The organism is Okibacterium fritillariae, from assembly GCF_052783725.1.
The window spans coordinates 2,211,467-2,229,294 of sequence record NZ_CP199917.1 but is presented as its reverse complement, the minus strand read 5'-3'; the positions used below and the strand labels follow the sequence as shown (position 1 = coordinate 2,229,294).

Here is a 17,828-nt window from a genome sequence, read left to right as displayed (position 1 = left end):
CGCCAACTCGGGCCGACCCGGGCGTTCAAGCCACGGGCGACGTGGCGGATGCCGCATCCGCCACGACCTCGTCGCTGAACGCCAGCTTCGGCACGAAGAACAACAGCACGGCCGCGACCAACGCGCCGCCGCCGCACACCGACCACACGACGAGGTAGCCGCCGAGGCTCGACGCAGTGGACGTGACGGCGCCCGCCGCGCCCGCGAACAGCACGATGCCGAACGTGGCCGACGCGAACGACCCACCGATGGTCTTGGTCGTATTCGTCAGGGCCGACGCCACCCCGGTCTGCCCGCGCGGTGCGGCCGCCGCGGCCGCGGCGGGCATCGCTCCGACGAGCGCCCCCGAACCGAGACCCGCGATGGCCATATTGGTGAACACCTGCCACGTCTCGAGATGGAACGGCAGGAACAACAGGTATCCGCCCGACACGAGGAACGCGGCGACGATGAGCGCGATGCGCGGGCTCGTGCACTTCGACACGAGCGGGAACAGCAGCGCGCCGACGATCATCGACAACAGATAGGCGCCGATCAGGATGGATCGCTGCGACGCGCTCAGCCCGAGCCCGTAGCCGTTCACGGGGTCGGTGCCCGCATAGGTGCTGAGCGGTGCCTGCGCCCCCAGCAGGCTGATGCCCACGAGGCCCGCCGTCAGCTGCACGGGCCACATGGTCGGCTGCCGCAGCACGCGCAGGTCGATGGCCGGGTCCTTCTGCCGCAGCTCCCACCGGCCGAACGGCACGATCGCCGCCACGCCGACCAGGATGATGGCCCACACCCACCACGTCTCGGGCCCGTTCAGCCGCAAGAAGGTGAGGCCCGAGGTCACGAGCAGCAGCGACAGCGAGAGCAGCACGAAGCCCACGACGTCGAGCGTGCGCCCGGGCAGGGGTTCCGATTCGGGCACCTTGAACAGGATCACGAAGAACACGGCCGTGACGGCCACGGCCGGCACCATGAGCGCGAGCGTGACGTTCTCGCTGAGCGCCGCGAAGATGCTGCCCGCGCCGAGCGCGCCGAGGATGGCCCCCGCCTCGAGCGCCACGACGAGCAGTCCGGCGGCGCGGCGCGTATCCGATGCCGCCTGGCCGCTCGTCCTCCCGCGCTCGAAGATGAGGGCGATCTCGAGCGGCAGCCACACCACGTAGAACCCCTGCAGCGCCCAGGCCGCGAGGAACGACCAGAAGTCGTTCGCGAAGCACAGCCACCACGTCGCGCCCGCCGTGAGCACGGTCGCGATGAGAAGCATCCGTTTGTGGCCCATCATGTCGCCGAGCTTGGCGAGCACGGGCACGACGAGGGCCGACAACAGCAGCTGCGCGGCCTCGAACCAGTTGAAGTCGGCGTCGACGATGCCGAGGTGCGCCACCAGGTCGCTGATGAGCGGCACGTAGTAGCCCTGCAGGATGCCGCTCGTCAGCTCGACGAAGAAGAACCATCCGATGAGGGATGCACTGACCCCCACCATCGAGCGCGGCAGGCGTGAGGTGCGGGCGGGCGGCGTCGTCATTGTCGGATGCTACAGCGAGCCCGGGAAGGCCGCTAGCGTTGGAACATGACGAACGATGTGACTCCTCCCGCCGCCGAGAACACGCCCGCCCCCGAGCGCGAGGTGCTCACCTGGGATGACTTCGGCGAGGCCACGCGCACGCTCGCGCACGACGTCCTCTCCTCGGGTTTCACCCCCGACATCGTCGTCGCCATCGCGCGCGGCGGCCTGCTTCTCGGCGGGTCGATCGCCTACGCCCTCGGCGTGAAGAGCTGCGGCGCCCTCAACGTCGAGTTCTACACGGGCGTCGACGAGCGCTTGCCCGAACCCGTCGTCATCCCGCCCATGCTCGACGGAGGTTCGCTGCGCGACAAGAACATCCTGCTCGTCGACGATGTCTCGGACTCGGGCCGCACGCTCGCCCTCGTGCGCGAGCTGGTGGGAGCCTCGGGCGCCCGCGTCAAAACCGTCACGCTCTACACGAAGCCCGGCACCGTGCTCGTGCCCGACTACTACTGGAAGAGCACGTCGCAGTGGATCACGTTCCCCTGGTCGGCGCTCCCTCCCGTCGAGGTGGGCGACGCCGCGGCTCGCTAAGCTGACGGGATGAGCATTCACCTCGTGGGCGGACCGATGCCGGCCGACACAGAACCGGCCATCTACGGGGCGTTCATCGCCGAAGCCGCCGAGCGGGCCGTGCACGGCGAGCGCCTGATCCCGCGCATCGCCGTCGTCATCGTGCACGACGGCAACGGCACCGACGACGCGGCCGCCTGGCGCCGCACGCTCGAGCGCTCGGGCGCCTGCGAGCCCGTGGTCGCGCTCGTGCGCGAGGGCGGAACACTCGAACCGACCGCGCTCGTCGACATCGACGGCCTCATCGTCGCCGGTGGCCTCACGCCCGCCTACGCCGTCGCGCTCGAACCCGTCACGGGTGAGATCCGCCGCCAGGTGGCCGACGGGCTGCCCTACCTCGGCTATTCGGCCGGTGCCGCGCTCGCCGCCGACCGCGCCCTCATCGGCGGCTGGCAGATCGGCGGGGTGCCCGTCTGCCCCGAGGATGCCTCAGAAGAACTCGACGACGTCACCATCCAGCAGGGCATCGGCCTCATCGACGTGACCGTCGACGTGCACGCCGCGCAGTGGGGCACGGTGGCCCGCGCCATCGCCGCCACCGAGGCGGGGCTCGTCGAGGGTGTGCTCGCGATCGACGAGGCGACGGCGCTCGTGGTGGGCGAAGGCCCGCTGCGCGTGGTCGGCCCGGGTAGCGTCTGGCAGATCTCCGGCAGCGAGAACGGCGTGCGCGTCGTGACGCTCGCCGAGGGCTGATCGACCGCCCCGTATGAAACATTCGCTGGCCGAACTGGCCGCCGACGGGTCGATGGATGCCGCGTGGGCGGCAGCCCTCGAACCCGTCGAGGACGACATTCACCGTCTGGGCGACTTCCTGCGGCAGGAGACGGCCGAGGGGCGCGGATACCTGCCCGCGGGCGAGAACGTGCTGCGGGCCTTTCGGGCGCCGCTTCGCGACGTGCGGGTGCTGATCGTCGGTCAAGATCCCTACCCGACGCCCGGGCATCCCATCGGTCTGTCATTCGCGGTCGAGAAGCACGTGCGACCCGTGCCGCGCAGCCTGCAGAACATCTATCGCGAGCTGGCGGATGACACGGGGGTCACGCCGCCCGAACACGGCGACCTGAGCGCATGGACCGACAACGGCGTGATGCTGCTGAACCGTGTGCTGACGGTGCGACCGGGGGAGGCGGCATCCCACCGCGGGAAGGGCTGGGAGGCCGTGACCGACCACGCCATCCGCACGCTCGTGGCGCGCGACCAGCCGCTCGTCGCCATTCTGTGGGGCAAGGATGCTCAGGGGCTCAAGCCGTTGCTCGGCGACACCCCCGTGATCGAGAGCGCGCACCCGAGCCCGCTATCGGCTCGGCGAGGATTCTTCGGGTCGAAACCGTTCTCGCGTGCCAACGAGCTGCTGGCTGGGCGCGGCGCGAAACCGGTCGACTGGACGCTTTACACTTGAGCCGTGCTCGAAGAGGAATACCAGCCCCGACGCCGGCTCCCGCCCCACCTGCGGAAGAAGCCCAGCGAAGAACCGCCGTTCGACTATGAGATCCGCGACGCGCGGCTCGAAGACATGCCCGACGTGCGCGAGATCTACAACCACTACGTCGCCAACAGCGTCGTCACCTTCGATGAAGATGCCATGACGCTCAAGGAGTGGAAGACCAAGTTCGAGCGCCTGCACAAGGCCGGCATGCCGTTCATCGTGGCCGTCTCGCCGAGCGAACAGATCCTCGGCTATGCGCTTGTGGCGCCCTGGAAAGAGAAGCGCGCCTACCGCTACACGGTCGAGAACTCGATCTACCTGCGCGCGGCGTCCACGGGCAAGGGACTCGGGCGCGTGCTGCTCGGCGAGCTCATCGAACGGTCGAAGGCGGCGGGGCTCAAAGAGATGCTGGCCGTGATCGCCGACAAGGGCGCCGAATCATCCATCGCCCTGCATGAGAAGTTCGGTTTCGTCGAGATCGGGCGCATGGGGCGCGTGGGCTTCAAGTTCGAGCGTTGGCTCGGCACCGTGCTCATGCAGAAGTCGCTCAAGTAGCGCTTAGCGGCCCGAGACGCGCCCGGCGACATCGAGCACGAGCCCGCGGGGGAGGACGCCCGCACCCACGGCCTGCACCTTGTTGCGCAGCCCCGACACGACACTCGCGGGGGTGCGTGCGCGGTCGAGCGCCCGGAACGTGGTCTGGATGACCTGATCCACCGTCTCGCGCGGCCCGAACGACTGGTCGTCGTTGCCCGCCACGGCGAAGAACTCGGTCTCGGTGGGGCCGGGCGACAGAGCCAGAACCTTCACGCCCGTCTCCTTGAGCTCGAACGCGAGCGCCTCGGTGAACGACAACACGAAAGCCTTCGTGGCCGCATAGATCGCGAAGTCGGGCACCGGGGCGTGACCGGCGACGCTCGACACCGTGAGCAGCACGCCCGTGCCGGGTTTCGTGGCGGCGTGCGCCGTGAGATGCGGCAGCAGCGCGTGCGTGAGCTTGACGAGCGCCGTGATGTTCAGGTCGATCTGGCCCGTGGCATCCTTCGACGAGGAGCGCAGGAACGGGCCCGCCACGCCATAGCCCGCGTTGTTGACGAGGCTGGCGATGCGGATGCCGCGCCCCTCGAGCCCCGACACCACCTCGTCGACGCCGCCCGGTGCCGCGAGGTCGGCCGCGATCACGGTGGATGTCGTGCCGTACCGTTCTCCGAGCTCATCCGCGAGCGCCTGCAGCTTGTCACGGCGGCGCGCGACGAGCACGAGGTCGGCGCCGCGGCGGGCGAACTCGGCGGCGAAACCGCGCCCCAGGCCACTCGAAGCGCCCGTGATCAGAACAGTGGTACCCATGGGGTCGAAGACGAAAGCCATGGGGCGAGAGTAGCGCGCCGGGCCGGGCGTGGGCGGCGAGTAGGCTCGGAACGTGTACGAGATTCATGATTTGGGTGCCGTCGAACTCTGGGTGTCGCTGCAACGGGGCGAGCTCGGCCCCGTCGAGGTCACCCGCCATTTCCTCGAGCGCATCGAGGCCATAGAGCCTCAGGTGGGCGCCTTCTTGCAGGTCGACGCCGACGCCGCCCTCGAGCGGGCCCGCTTCGTCGAGAAGGAGGTGCCGCAGACGTCGCCGCTCTGGGGCATCCCTCTGGCCGACAAAGACCTCGTGCAGCGCGCCGGCACGGTCACCACCTTTGGCTCGAAGGCCTTCGAGGGCGTGGTGTCGCAGGCCTCCGACGAGATCGTGCGCGTGCTCGACGACGCCGGTTCGATCAGCCTCGGCAAGACGAATACGCCCGAGTTCGGCCTCTTCGGCTACACCGAGAACGCGATCGCCGAGCCCACGCGCAACCCCTACGACCTCGACACCAACGCGGGAGGTTCCTCGGGCGGTGCCGCAGCAGCCGTGGCGGCGCGCCTGCTGCCGTTCGCGCCCGCGAGCGATGGGGGAGGCTCCATCCGCATCCCCGCCGCCGCAACGGGCCTGGTCGGCATCAAACCGTCGCGCGGCCTCGTGCCGTCGGGCTCCGGCATCGATTCGCTGGCCGGGCTCGCCGTCAAGGGTCCCATCGCCCGCAGCGTGCGCGATGCCGCCATGCTGCTCGACGCCATGATCGGGCGCGAGAACGGGCGCATCCCGCATCCCTATGCCCTGCGCGCGCCCGACGACGACGACGGCGATCTGTTGGGTGTCGCGATCCGGGGTGAGGGCCGCTTCAACATCGGCGTGCTCACCAACACGCCGTGGGATGACGCCTACGACATCGTCGTCGCACCCGAGGCCCGCGCCGCCGTGGCCCAGGCCGTCGAGCTGCTGGCCACGTTCGGGCACGGCATCGAGGAGGTCACGCTCGACCACGGCAACGTCTACCCGGATGCCTTCCGCACGGTGTGGCGCGTGTCGGCCGCCACGCTGCCCGTCGACGGCGACCGCATCGCCCTGCTCGAGCCCATCACGCAGGAGTTGCTGCGCGCCGGCCGGCAGATCGGCGCCCGCGAGCTGTCGCAGGTCTTGTCGGTGCTCGGCCGGTTCGAGCGCAGCGTCATCCGCCAATTCGCCCGCTTCGATGCCGTGCTGAGCCCCAGCCTCGCGCTCACACCCCGGCCGAACGGATGGCACGACCAGACCGACCCGGCCCGCAACTTCGAGCAGCAGGTGCTCTATGCCCCGCACACCTCGTTCGTGAACGCCTCGGGTCTGCCCGCCATCACGCTGCCCGTCGCGGTCACGGCCGACGGACAACCCATGGGCGTGCAGCTCATCGGTCGCCCCGGTGGCGAGGCCGCGCTCATCTCGATCGGCACGCAGCTCGAGCGCAAGCTCCGCTGGCAGAACCGGATGCCGGCGCTCGCCGCGTCCCGCTGAGCCCGGGTCGCGTCAGGCGTCGAGCGTCAGGCGTCGAGCGTCGGCACGGCGCTCAGCAGGCGGCGCGTATAAGGATGCTCGGGCCGCCCCAGCACACGAGTGGTCGGCCCCTGCTCCACGATCTCGCCCTCGGTCATGACGGCCACGCGGTTGCTGAGGTGCTGGATCACCCCGATGTCGTGCGACACGATGACGAGCGTGAGCCCCAGCGACGCCCGCAGCTCGGCGAGCAGGTCGAGGATGCGGGCCCGCACCGTGACGTCGAGCGCCGACAGCGGTTCGTCGCCGACGAGCAGGCGCGGCCCGTGCACGATGGCGCGGGCCAGGGCGATGCGTTGACGCTGCCCGCCCGAGAACTCGTGCGGATACCGCGAGGCCGCTTCGGCGTCGAGCCCGACGGCCTCGAGCACCTCGACGACGCGCCGTCGTTGATCGCCCTCGCTGTGGATGCCGAGGCCCGTGAGCGGTTCGGCGACGATGCGTCCGACGCTCATGCGCGGATCGAGCGACGCATACGGGTCTTGGAAGATGATGCCGGTCTCGCGGCGCAACCAGCGCAGCTTCGCGGCCGGGCCGGGTTCGACCGCACGGCCGTCGAAGGTCACGGTGCCGCTGCTCGGGGCATCGAGTGCGAGGAGGAGGCGCACGAGCGTGGACTTGCCCGAACCGGACTCGCCGATGACCGCGAGTGTGTCGCCCTCGTAGACGTCGAGGTCGACGGGTTTCAGCGCATCGGTCACGCGCCCCGGCTGGAAGAGGTTCTCGCGCGGCGACACGAACCGCCGCGACAGCCCGCGCGCGCTCAGCAGCGGCGTGCGGGTCGGGATGTTCGTCTCGTCTCCGTGGGCGGCCGCGCGCGGCGTCGAGCCGCGCCCATCGCGGGCCGCCGCATCGTCGCCGGTCAGACCGTCGTCGGGGTTCCGGGCGTCGCGGCCCGGCACAGCTTCGTCGCGGCTCACAGCGCCCCCTCGTCTGTCGCTCGGTCGTCGTCGTGATCCGTTATAGCACCCGCCGTCCACGTCGTCGCCCGTGCGGCCTCGAGCAGCGCGCGCGTCACCGGGGATGCCGGATCGTGCAGCAGCGTCTCGATCGACGCCTCCTCGACCACCCGCCCCTCGGCCAGCACCGAGGCGCGATCGACGGTGCGCTGCAGCACGGCCAGGTCGTGCGTGATGAACAGCAGCGACATGCCGCGCTCCCGCTGGATGCGTGCGAAGAGGTCGAGGATCTCGGCCTGGATGGTCACGTCGAGCGCCGTCGTCGGCTCGTCGGCGATGAGCACCTCGGGGTCGGCCGCCAGGGCGATGGCGATGGCGACGCGCTGCCGCTGTCCACCCGAGAGCTGGTGCGGGTAGCGGTCGACGATGCGGTCGGGCTCGGGCAGGCGCACGAGGGTGGCGAGCTCGATGGCGCGCCGCCGGGCGTCGTGTTTCGAGGCATCCGTGTGTCGTCGGATGGGGGTCATGATCTGGCGGCCGACCGTGCGGATGGGGTTGAGGGCCGTGCGCGGTTCTTGGAAGACGATGCCGAGGCGGCGGCCGCGGATGCGCGCGAGCTCGCGTTCGGAGAGCCCGACGATCTCCACGTCGCCCAGACGGATGCTGCCCGTCACACGCGCCCCGTCGGGGAGGAGCCCCAGCAGCGCGAGCGCCGTGAGCGATTTGCCCGAGCCGGATTCGCCGATCAGGCCAAAGCGTTCGCCGCCGTCGATATGGAACGACACGTCGTCGACGACCACGCGGCCACCCACCTCGATCGTGAGGTTCGACACGGTCAGGCCCGACGCGGCCAGGTCGGCCGCAGCGGGATTCGCGGCGGCGGGATTCGGCGGTGTGGAATTCATCGGTTTCCTCCCTGGCGCACGCGCGGATCGGTGGCGTCGCGCAGCCCGTCGCCCAGCAGGTTGAAGCCCAGCACGGTGAGCGTGATGACGAGCCCCGGCCACAGCACGGCGAGTGGGTGCACGCCGATGTAGGGCTGCAACTCGGCGAGCAGGCGGCCCCAACTGGGCGTCGACGCGGGTGCGCCGTAACCGAGGTAGGAGAGCCCCGCCTCGGCGAGCACGGCCAGCGCCATCGACCACGACAACTGCACGATGAAGACGGGCGCGATGTTGGGCAGCAGGTGCCGCGTGAGCACCCGCCCGCGACCGAGACCGGATGCCGTCGCCGCCAGCACGTATTCGCTGCGGGCGATGCGCCGGATTTCGCCGCGCGAGACCCGGGCGATGTTCACGCCGAAGCTCACGCCGACGGCCACGATGACGACGCCGAGCGAGCCGCCGAACACGCTCGCGAGCATGAGGGCCACGAGGATGGTGGGGAACGCGATGAGGATGTCGATGAGTACGGCGATGCCCTCGCGCACCCAGCGCGCCGTTAGCGATCCGAGAGCCGCCAGCGCCACGCCGACGACGGCCGCGATGAGCGCCGAACCGACGGCCACCTGCACTGTGGTGCGGCTGCCGGCGAGCAGCACGCTGAAGATGTCCCGCCCCACGTTGTCGGTGCCCATGAGATGGGTCAGCGACGGCCCGAACCACTGGTCGTACGGGTTCGCGGCCCCCGGATCGTAGGGCGTGTAGACGAGCGAGACGCCCGCGGCCGCGACGAGCACGACAACGGCGACGACGCCGTAGAGCCCCGACGGTGTCGCGAGTAGGGCCCGCCACCACGTGCGGCGACCGGCCGGCCTGCCGCCGCGGCGTGCGGCGGATGAGCGACGCGCGAGCTGTCGCACGCGGCGCGGGTCGGGTGTGGGGGCGCCGGTCTGGATGGTGGTCATGCGGTCTCCCGCTGTCGGGGGTCGAGCAGCCGGTGCACGATGTCGACGACCGTGCCGACGACGAGCACGATGGCCGTCAGGGCCAGGAGCTCGCCCTGCACCTTGGTGAGGTCGCGATTGCCCACGTCGGACACGAGCATGCGCCCGATGCCCGGCAGGCTGAAGAGCTGTTCGATGATGATGGCGCCCACGATGAGGCCCGCGACCTGCAGGCCGAGCACCGAGACCACGGAGAGCGCCACGTTGGGCATGCCCTGCGTGATGAGGGCCCGGGTGCGCGTCATCCCCGTCGCCGCGGCCGTGCGCACGTAGTCCTCACCGCTCGCCTCGACGGCGGCCGAACGGATGAAGCGCAGCAGCACGGCGCCCTCGATGATGCCGATCGTGAGGGATGGCAGGACGAGGGATTGGAGGGCGCGACCGGGCTCCTCCCATCCATCGAGCGGGAAGCCCTGCGGGGGCAGCCAACCGAGCCACACCGCGAAGATCGCGATGAGGACGAGCCCGGCCCAGACGGCGGGCACGGCGGCGAGGCCCTGCGACACGAAGCTGACGACCGTGCCCGAGACCCGGCGGCGGCGAACGGCCGCGAGGATGCCGAGGGGAACGCTGAACAGCAGTGCGATGACGAGCGAGAAAACGGCGAGCGGCACGGTGACCTGCGCCTTCTCGGCCAGCTCGTCGGCCACCGACGACGACGTGATGAGTGACGAACCCAGGTCGCCCCGCAGAAGCCCGCCCAGCCAGTCGCCGTATTGCACCAGGATGGGGCGGTCGAGCCCGAGAGACAGCCGAATCGCGGCCACCTGCTCGGGCGTCGACTGCGTTCCGGCGATCACCTGAGCGACGTCACCCGGCAGAATGCGCAGGGTGAAGAAGATCAGGGCGCTGGCCACCAGGAGCCCGACGACGAGGAGCAGCAGCCTCGTCAGGACGAAGCGGATCACTCTTTGACGGCTAGTTCGCCGAGGTCGAGACGCGTCGAGGTGCTGTCGGTCGGGAACCCGGTGACCCCCTTGCGCACGGCCGTGAGCGTCACGGCGTTGTACAGCCAGTCGGCGCCGGCCTGCTCGCTGACGATGCGCGCCGCCTCCTTCAGCTTGGCGGCCGCCGTCTCGGGATCGGCCGCGGCGACCGACTCCTGGTAGAGGCGCTGCACGTCGGCGTTGTCGAAGCCGAAGTAGTAGTCGGGGTTGGCCCAGTTGCCGAAGTCACGCGATTCGGCGTGGTCCACGTAGCTCAGTTGGAAGTCCTTGTTGGTGTAGACGTCGTTCAGCCAGGTCGCGAACTCGACGCTCTTCACGTTCAGCGTGATGCCCACCTTCTCAAGCTCGGAGACGAGCAGCGTGGCCACGCTCGTGCCGTAGAAGGACGGGATGGTGAGGTCGAGCGTGAGGTTCGACTGGCCGGCCTCGGCGAGCAGCTCCTTGGCCTTGGTCGGGTCGTAGGGTGCGACATCCGTCAGGTCTTCATAGCCCGGGTCGAGCTCGGGGATGGGCCCGCCCTGTTCGACGGCGGCGCCGCCCACGGCCTTGACGACGGCGGCGTGGTCGATGGCCATGCGGATGGCCTGGCGCACGCGCACATCGTTCAAGGGCGCGACCTTGTTATTGAACGCGAGCGTGTACTTGTCGGTGGTCTTGCCGCGCGCGATCTCGATGTCGGCGTTGCCGTCGAACTGCGTCGCGAGGTTGGCGTCGACGGCCGTCTGCACGTCGAGGTCGCCGGCCAGCATGGCGTTGATGCCCGCGTTGGCGTCGGTGATGTAGCGGAACACGACGCTCTTCACCCGGGCCTTCTCGCCCCAGTAGTCGTCGTTGCGCTCGAGCGTCAGGCTGTCGCCCTGCTTCCAGCTCTTGAGCGTGTAGGGGCCCGTGCCGACCGCGGTCGTGGACAGGTCGTTGGTGGCGGCCTCGTCGAGCACCAGGCCGGCGCGGCCCGCGAGGTTCCACAGCAGGTTCGAGTCGGGGGCCGAGAGCGCGAGCGTGACGGTGTCGTCGTCGGTGGCCGTGATCGAGGTCACGTTGGCCAGATCGGTGTGGCCCTGCATCCCCTCGTCGTCTTTGACCTGCGAGATCGACCAGACGACATCGTCGGCCGTGACCTCGTCGCCGTTCTGGAACGTGACGCCGTCGTTGAGGTCGAACGTGTAGGTGAGGCCGTCGTCCGAGACCTCGTGCGACTTCGCGATGGTGTCGACGATCTCGCCGGCGGCCGTGCGCGACACGAGCCCCTCGTAGACGTTGTCGATGAGCACCTGGTCGAGGGCGATGCCGTCGGTGGTGCGGATGTCGAGGTCGGTCGGCTCGAGCACCAGGCCCACGTTGACCGTGGCGTCGGCGTCGGGGCTGCCAGACTCGGACGAGCCTCCGCCCGGCGTGCAGGCGGTGAGGACGAGGGCTGCGGCGGCGACGGTGCCGGCGGCGGCGAGGATTCGGGGGGAACGCATGTCGATCCTTTCGGGATGCTTCTGCAGTGCAAGTGTCGGTCATCCCGCCCGCCCGGCCGGGGCCCTCACGGGGCGGCGGTAGAAAGGCGGAGATGAGAGGTGCTGTCCTGGCCGACGGGGCCCGACCGGTGGTGCGGGTGCGTGGCTTTCGGACTCGAGGTGGCTGGCGGCTGCGGCTGGTGCTGCAGGGGCCTGATGCTGTCGATGGTGCGGATGGGCGCGCTGCCCGGGAGAGCGGCGGCGTTGCCGGTTTCAGCGCGCTGCGGGGAGGGTGAACCTTGCCCGGGCACGTGATCGCCGGCGCGAAATGCGCGGCGTCAAGAGAGCGTACCGGATGCCGGGACCTGACCCGGAATCGGCGCGGACTCGTCCACGAAATCGCGGATGGCTTCGGCGAGTCGCACGGGAGCGAACTCCTGCACGTTGTGCCCCGCCTCGATCCGTACCGAACGTGAACCGGGAACGCGGTCGAGGAATTCCCGCTCGGTCGCGTCATCGAGGAAACCGTGCGAGGCGCGCACGAGCAGCACGGGGATGTCGAGCCGCTCGAACGACGCCCACACGCTCGCCAGCTCGAAGGTGAGGGGCACGCGGTCGCCCAGGTTGGCGAGGTGGTGCTTGAAGATGATGGTGCCGTCGGGCTGCTCGCGCGTGTTCAGCCACACGCCGCGCTCGAGGGCCCGGCGGTCGGTGCCGATGCCGAACGCGATCGCGCGGTCGACGATCTCGTCGCGCGAGCGGAACGGCTCGGGCGCCTGCAAGAAATCGCGCACCGACTGGGCACCCTGCTCGTGCAGTCCCGGCGTGATGTCCACGATCACGAGAGCGTCGACGGATGCCGCATCCTCGGCCGCGATGACCGCCGCGGTCAGGCCGCCGAGCGATTGGCCGACGAGCACCTGGGGGCCCGGGCCACCCGTGAGCCGTTCGATGAGCGGGCGCAGCGACCGGGCGTTGGTGGCGGGGGAGTAGTCGGCGTCGTCGCGCCACGCCGAATCGCCGTGACCCGGCAGGTCGACCGCAACGGCGTTCTGCCCGAGCGCCTGCACGGTGGCATCCCACGTGTGGGCGTTGAGGCCCGCGCCGTGCAGGAACGTGACCTCGGGGCCGCCGTCGCCCCACTGCAGATAGGAGATGGCACGGCCATCCGGGTCGATCACGCTGTCGCGCCGCCCGGGCAACGGCACATGCTCGGGGGTGTTGCGGATGCCGCGGTGCTCGAGTTCGCCGGCGAGGAACCGGAATTCGTCCGGGCCGTCGACGTCGCTGTGATCGAGAGTCATGCCTCTAGTCTCTGACATCGGGGGCGGGCGCACGAGTCGGCGGGTCGGATCGTGACCTCTCGTGACATCTCCAGACGCGCGGGGAGAAGATAGGGGTATGAGCACCCCGCGCCGCTACCCCCTGCCCGGCACCTACAACTTCCGCGAGGTGGGTGGCTATCACGCGGGGTCGTCGACCACGAAGTGGGGCAAGCTCTACCGGTCGGATGCCCTGAACCGCCTGACCGACGAGGCGCGTGACGATCTGCGGCAGCGTGACATCCGCACCGTCATCGACCTGCGCGACGACGAGGAGCGGCGGCACAACCCCAGCCTGCTCGAGGGGCTGCCCGTGCGCGTCGTCGAATCGCCCATCTTCAGCGGGTCGGCGTCGTCGTTCCTGGCCTCCGACATCACGCTCGCGCGGCTCTATGAGACCGTCGTGACCGAGAATGCGGATGCCATCGTGCGCGCCATCCGCGTGATCGCGTCGTCGGGCGACGGCGACGGCGACGGTGCCGTTCTCGTGCACTGCACCGCGGGCAAGGACCGCACCGGGCTCGTCGTGGCGTTCGCGCTGCTGGCGGTCGGTGTCGACCGCCAGGAGGTCGTCGCCGATTACGCCATGACCCAGCAGAACTTGCCCGACTCGCTCATGGCGCCCATCATCGCGCGGTTGAAGGCGATGCACGTGCCCGACTCGACCACGATCGACGAGCTCGTGTCGGGGTCGCCCGCGCATGTGCTCGAGGAGACCATCGACCTCGTGGTGCGCCAGCACGGCAGCGTGCGCGCGTTCCTGACCGACAACGGGATGACCGAGGGCGAGCTGGATGACCTCGCCCACGTCCTGCTCGAGCGCGCCTGAACGAACGCCCCGAGAAGTTCTCAAGATAGGTAAGGCATGCCTATACTGAGAGCCTTATGACGAACGATTCCGTCCTCCCCGAGCACGCCGACAACGGCTCTTTCGCGCACCTCGGTCACGGGGCCCACGGCGGACGTCACCGCACGCGCGTGCAGTATCTGCTCGCGGGCGACGAGACGGTTCTGGCCGAGATGCAGGCGCTCGCCGCCACGTTGCCGCTGTGCGCAACGGGCCGCATTTTCGTCGAGGTCGCCTCAGAGGCCGATGTGTTCGAGCTGTCGGCGCCCCCGCGCATGACGGTCACCTGGTTGGCGCGCTCGACGCGCCGCGGGTCGGCCGGTTCGGGCCGTGCCTGCGCCCGAGGCGAGGCCGTGTCACGCGCCGCGCGCGCCTGGGCGAGCGAGATGCTGTGCGACGATCCCGAGTCGGCGCACATCTGGCTGGGCGGGGACGAGCGCGGGGTGGCCGAGACGTATCGGCACCTGACTGTGGGGCTCGACATCCTGCCCGATCACATTCACGGCGCAGCGCGGGCCTAAGACCCGGTTGGCCGGCGGCAGCCGATTGCTCAGCCGCCGCCGACGTCAGTGTCGGCGCGTCTAGCCGCGCGGGCTCGCGCCGAGCTCCTTGTCGACCTGCGGCAGAACCTCGGTCGCGAAGAGCTCGATCGAGCGCATCATGAGCGGCTGCGGCACGCCCGACCAGTCCATCTGCAGGGCGTGGCGGTCGTAGTCGAGGTGCTGGTGCAGCGCGATCATCCGGTCGGCGACCTCGTTGGGGCTGCCGGCGAAGATGGCGCCGCGGGGTGCGGCCTGCGCGTCGAACGAGGCGCGGTCGGGGGTCGCGAAGCCGCGTTCGGCCGAGATGCGCGCCATGCTGTCGATCCAGTAGGGGAAGAACGTGTCGCGCGCCTCTTGGCTCGTGGGGGCGATGAAGCCGGGGCCCGAGATGGCCACCTTGAGGGCGTTGGCATCGTGGCCGGCCTCGGTCGCGGCGCGGCGGTAGAGGTCCACGAGCGGTGCGAAGCGCTCGGGGTAGCCGCCGATGACGGCGTAGTTGATGGGCAGGCCGAGAACGCCGGCGCGGATGCTGGACTCCGGGTTTCCGCCCGTCGCCACCCAGATGTCGAGGTCGTGTCCGTCGGGGCGGGGCAGGATCTGAGCATCCGTCAGCCCGGCGCGGAACTTGCCGCGCCACGTGACGCGTTCCTGGGCGCTGATGCGCAGCAGGAGGTCGAGCTTTTCTTCGTAGAGGGCGTCATAGTCCTCGAGGTTCTGACCGAAGAGGGGGAACGATTCGATGAACGACCCTCGCCCGGCGGTGAGCTCGGCGCGGCCGTTCGACAGCAGGTCGATGGTGCTGAACTGCTGGTAGACGCGCACGGGGTCCTCGGTCGAGAGCACCGTCACGGCGCTGCCCAAGCGGATCTTCGACGTGACGGTCGCGGCGGCGGCGAGCACGGTTGCGGGGGAGGAGATCGCGTAATCGGGGCGGTGGTGCTCGCCGATGCCGAACCAGTGCAAGCCGAGTTCGTCGGCGAGCTTGATGCGCTCGATCGTATTCGCGAGCTGTTGACGGGGTGAGATCTGCTCGCCCGTGACGGGATCGCGGTGGATGTCACCAAAACTGTAGACGCCTAATTCCATACTTATGAATACAACCAGAGCTTAGAGAATATTCCGGCATTCTCTCGGGGATTCGCCGGACCACGTTGCGGGCTTTAGGTAAGGCAAGCCATACTTAGGTAGTGCTTACTACGACGGATGCCCCGACCGCCGCCCCTGCCTCCGAGCCCGTGCTGCCCTACCGCTGCTTCACCGTCCGCGTGAAACGCGTCGACCGCCTCACGCCGCACTTCATCCGCGTGGCTTTCCACTCCGACGACCTGCAATACTTCGGCACCGACTGCCTCGACCAGCGCATCAAGGTCGTGCTGCCCTTGGCCGAGACCGGCCTCGAGACGTTCCCGCAGGGCGGTGACTGGTGGGATGCCTGGCGGGCGCTGCCCAACGAGCAGCGCAACCCGTTCCGCACCTACACCGTGCGCGCCGTGCGCCCCGCCGAGCGCGAGGTCGATGTGCTCTTCGTCTCGCACGGCGACTCCGGGCCGGCCTCCTCGTGGGTCGCGAACGCCGTGGCCGGCGACGAAGCCATCCTGGTCGGCCCCAACGCCCTGAGCGCCGACAGCGCCTCGGGCATCGCCTGGAACCCCGGTGCCAGCCGCCGCCTGCTGCTCGCGGGCGACGAGACGGCGGCCCCGGCCATCCTCGCCATTCTCGAGTCCCTGCCGCAGGACGCGACGGGCAGTGTGTTCATCGAGGTGCCCGACGCGGCCGATGTGCTGCCCGTGGTGGCGCCCGAGGGCGTCGAGGTGACGTGGTTGCCGCGGGCTGATGCCGCGAGCGCAACGACGCACGTCACGCCCGCCGGCTACGGCGCCCGCCTCGTCGAGGCCGTCAACGCGTGGGTCGACAAATTCTGCCTCGACTGCGAACCCGTGGCCGACGCATCCGCTCTCGCCCGCGCCGTGGCCGATGACGAGGGCGAGACCGACAACGGTGTGCTGTGGGATGTCCCGGCCGACACCGCAGCCGGCGGCACCGCATCCGACGCCGCCGCGGGCGACCAGAACGCCGCCGACGCCCCGCGCCGCGACGACCTCTACGCGTGGCTCGCGGGCGAGGCCGGGGCCATCAAGACCCTGCGCCGCCACATCGTCACCACCAACGGCATCGATCGCCGCCAGGTGGCCTTCATGGGTTACTGGCGCATCGGCAAGAGCGAGATCTAGCCCCAACCAGCTCGAACTCGGCCCACCCCGAAACACGGCCCACCCCGTCATTCCACCCGCTCCGGGCTAGAACCCCTGTTGCTCCGACGCCCGTGGCACACCCTCGCCGTGCCTCGGCACCGTTCCACCCGCCCTCTCGAAAGGACCCCGTGACCACCTCACGCCGCCTCCGCCTCCCCGCCCTGGCCCTCGCCGCCCTGACCGCGACCGCGCTCCTCGCCGGTTGCTCGTCCGCGACCGAACCCGCGTCGACCGCGGGCGGTTCCGCCGACGGCGCCTTCCCCGTCACGATCGACTCGACGCTCGGCGAGGCCGTCATCGACGCGAAGCCGAAGCGCATCGTGACCATCGGTCAGGGGTCGGCCGACACGGCCGTCGCACTCGGCACCACGCCCGTCGCCGTCGAGGAGCAGGTGTGGGGCGGCGACGCCGACGCGCAGCAGCCCTGGGTGCGCGAGGCCATCGAGAAGCGCGGTGACGCGCTGCCGACCACCTTCACGGTCACGCCCGAGATCGACATGGACGCCGTCGCCGAGGCCGAACCCGACCTCATCCTGGCGCCGCAGTCGGGCATCACGCAGGAGCAGTTCGACGTCCTCTCGCAGCTGGCGCCCACGGTCGCCTACCCGGGCGAGGCGTGGTCGACCGCCTGGGACGACCAGATCGAGATCGTGGGAGAGGCACTCGGCCAGAAGGACGACGCCGAGAAGCTCATCGACGACATCCGCTCGACCCTCGGAAAGGTCGGCGAGGAGCACCCCGAGTTCTCCGACCTGACGTTCGCCTACCTCTACACGGGCGAGCCGGGCACGCTCGGCGTCTTCCAGCCGAACGAGCCGCGCGCCGCCATCCTCGAGCTCATGGGCTTGAAGAGCGACCCGATCGTCGCCCAGCAGGAGGTCACGGCCGGCACCGCGTCGAGCGTGTTGGGGCTCGAGAACGCCGACCTCTTCAACGACACCGACCTCATCTTCAGCTGGTTCTCCGACGCCGAGGAGCAGGCCACGATCGAGGCGCAGCCGCTCTATGCGCAGATCCCCGCCGTCGAGCGCGGTTCGGATGTCGTCACCTACGACAAGCAGTTCGTCAACGCCGCGAGCATCATCACGCCTCTGTCGGTGCCGTGGGTGCTCGACGAGTACGTCGACCTCATCGCCGACGCCGCGACGCGCGTTCCCCGCTAGGCCGCATTCAGCCCCGCTGGGCCCCGCTCATCCCCGCCGCTCGCCGCGCGAGCACCCCGCATCATCCACGTTCAGGAGA

At 69.9% G+C, this 17,828-nt stretch carries 18 protein-coding genes; 9 read left to right on the top strand and 9 right to left on the bottom strand.

All coding sequences use genetic code 11. From position 1 onward, the window contains the following. Positions 1-25 precede the first annotated feature (25 nt). Positions 26-1,513: an MFS transporter gene (locus ACUWEX_RS10320; protein WP_445996180.1), complete on the bottom strand. Its 1,488-nt coding sequence runs from the start codon at positions 1,511-1,513 to the stop codon at positions 26-28. A 45-nt stretch (positions 1,514-1,558) separates the two neighbouring features. Between ACUWEX_RS10320 and ACUWEX_RS10315 the strand changes: the two genes are divergently transcribed. From ACUWEX_RS10315 to ACUWEX_RS10300, 4 genes are read left to right on the top strand one after another with little or no spacing between them, the layout of a single operon-like run. Beyond that, positions 1,559-2,089, top strand: a complete 531-nt coding sequence (locus tag ACUWEX_RS10315) for a phosphoribosyltransferase (protein WP_079728320.1) — start codon at positions 1,559-1,561, stop codon at positions 2,087-2,089. A gap of 9 nt (positions 2,090-2,098) precedes the next feature. Continuing rightward, positions 2,099-2,821, top strand: a complete 723-nt coding sequence (locus ACUWEX_RS10310; protein ID WP_079728321.1) for a peptidase S51 — start codon at positions 2,099-2,101, stop codon at positions 2,819-2,821. 13 nt (positions 2,822-2,834) lie between these two features. After that, entirely contained in the window at positions 2,835-3,527 is a 693-nt protein-coding gene (locus ACUWEX_RS10305) for a uracil-DNA glycosylase (protein WP_079728322.1), read from the top strand. 3 nt (positions 3,528-3,530) lie between these two features. Next, positions 3,531-4,109: a GNAT family N-acetyltransferase gene (locus tag ACUWEX_RS10300; RefSeq protein WP_077055345.1), complete on the top strand. Its 579-nt coding sequence runs from the start codon at positions 3,531-3,533 to the stop codon at positions 4,107-4,109. Between the two features lie 3 nt (positions 4,110-4,112). Here ACUWEX_RS10300 and ACUWEX_RS10295 read toward each other — a convergent pair whose 3' ends face one another. Further along, positions 4,113-4,922, bottom strand: a complete 810-nt coding sequence (locus ACUWEX_RS10295) for an SDR family NAD(P)-dependent oxidoreductase (protein ID WP_445996179.1) — start codon at positions 4,920-4,922, stop codon at positions 4,113-4,115. Between the two features lie 52 nt (positions 4,923-4,974). Between ACUWEX_RS10295 and ACUWEX_RS10290 the strand changes: the two genes are divergently transcribed. Then, on the top strand, positions 4,975-6,411 hold the full coding sequence (locus tag ACUWEX_RS10290; RefSeq protein ID WP_445996178.1) for an amidase: 1,437 nt from the start codon (positions 4,975-4,977) through the stop codon (positions 6,409-6,411). Between the two features lie 26 nt (positions 6,412-6,437). On the opposite strand, the gene ACUWEX_RS10285 is transcribed toward ACUWEX_RS10290, so the two are convergent. The 6 genes from ACUWEX_RS10285 to ACUWEX_RS10260 all read right to left on the bottom strand — a co-directional run bounded on the left by ACUWEX_RS10285 (position 6,438) and on the right by ACUWEX_RS10260 (position 12,927). After that, positions 6,438-7,238: an ABC transporter ATP-binding protein gene (locus ACUWEX_RS10285; protein ID WP_445997638.1), complete on the bottom strand. Its 801-nt coding sequence runs from the start codon at positions 7,236-7,238 to the stop codon at positions 6,438-6,440. A 128-nt stretch (positions 7,239-7,366) separates the two neighbouring features. Then, positions 7,367-8,254, bottom strand: coding sequence for an ABC transporter ATP-binding protein (locus tag ACUWEX_RS10280; protein ID WP_445996177.1), 888 nt, complete (start codon positions 8,252-8,254; stop codon positions 7,367-7,369). Next, positions 8,251-9,195 carry an ABC transporter permease gene (locus ACUWEX_RS10275; protein ID WP_079728326.1) on the bottom strand — a complete coding sequence of 315 codons (945 nt, stop codon included), beginning with the start codon at positions 9,193-9,195 and terminating at the stop codon, positions 8,251-8,253. The genes ACUWEX_RS10280 and ACUWEX_RS10275 overlap by 4 nt, the downstream gene beginning before the upstream one ends. Next, complete coding sequence (locus ACUWEX_RS10270; RefSeq protein ID WP_445996176.1) at positions 9,192-10,142, bottom strand: ABC transporter permease; 951 nt, start codon at positions 10,140-10,142, stop codon at positions 9,192-9,194. The genes ACUWEX_RS10275 and ACUWEX_RS10270 overlap by 4 nt, the downstream gene beginning before the upstream one ends. Continuing rightward, on the bottom strand, positions 10,139-11,644 hold the full coding sequence (locus ACUWEX_RS10265) for an ABC transporter substrate-binding protein (RefSeq protein WP_445996175.1): 1,506 nt from the start codon (positions 11,642-11,644) through the stop codon (positions 10,139-10,141). The genes ACUWEX_RS10270 and ACUWEX_RS10265 overlap by 4 nt, the downstream gene beginning before the upstream one ends. Before the next feature lie 317 nt (positions 11,645-11,961). Continuing rightward, positions 11,962-12,927 (bottom strand): alpha/beta fold hydrolase, encoded by a 966-nt coding sequence (locus ACUWEX_RS10260; RefSeq protein ID WP_445996174.1) that lies wholly within the window; start codon positions 12,925-12,927, stop codon positions 11,962-11,964. A gap of 97 nt (positions 12,928-13,024) precedes the next feature. Here ACUWEX_RS10260 and ACUWEX_RS10255 point away from each other — a divergent pair, with 97 nt between their 5' ends. Together ACUWEX_RS10255 and ACUWEX_RS10250 are read left to right on the top strand one after the other, a co-directional pair. Next, positions 13,025-13,774 carry a tyrosine-protein phosphatase gene (locus ACUWEX_RS10255; protein ID WP_445996173.1) on the top strand — a complete coding sequence of 250 codons (750 nt, stop codon included), beginning with the start codon at positions 13,025-13,027 and terminating at the stop codon, positions 13,772-13,774. Between the two features lie 56 nt (positions 13,775-13,830). Continuing rightward, positions 13,831-14,313 (top strand): SIP domain-containing protein, encoded by a 483-nt coding sequence (locus ACUWEX_RS10250; RefSeq protein ID WP_445996172.1) that lies wholly within the window; start codon positions 13,831-13,833, stop codon positions 14,311-14,313. Between the two features lie 60 nt (positions 14,314-14,373). Here the strand turns inward: ACUWEX_RS10250 and ACUWEX_RS10245 are convergent, their stop codons facing one another. Continuing rightward, positions 14,374-15,420, bottom strand: coding sequence for an LLM class flavin-dependent oxidoreductase (locus tag ACUWEX_RS10245; protein ID WP_079728332.1), 1,047 nt, complete (start codon positions 15,418-15,420; stop codon positions 14,374-14,376). A gap of 101 nt (positions 15,421-15,521) precedes the next feature. Between ACUWEX_RS10245 and ACUWEX_RS10240 the strand changes: the two genes are divergently transcribed. Next, positions 15,522-16,565 (top strand): siderophore-interacting protein, encoded by a 1,044-nt coding sequence (locus ACUWEX_RS10240; protein WP_445996171.1) that lies wholly within the window; start codon positions 15,522-15,524, stop codon positions 16,563-16,565. A gap of 149 nt (positions 16,566-16,714) precedes the next feature. Then, a complete protein-coding gene (locus ACUWEX_RS10235; protein ID WP_079728334.1) occupies positions 16,715-17,749 on the top strand; it encodes an iron-siderophore ABC transporter substrate-binding protein in 1,035 nt (344 codons plus the stop codon). The last annotated feature ends 79 nt before the right edge of the window (positions 17,750-17,828 follow it).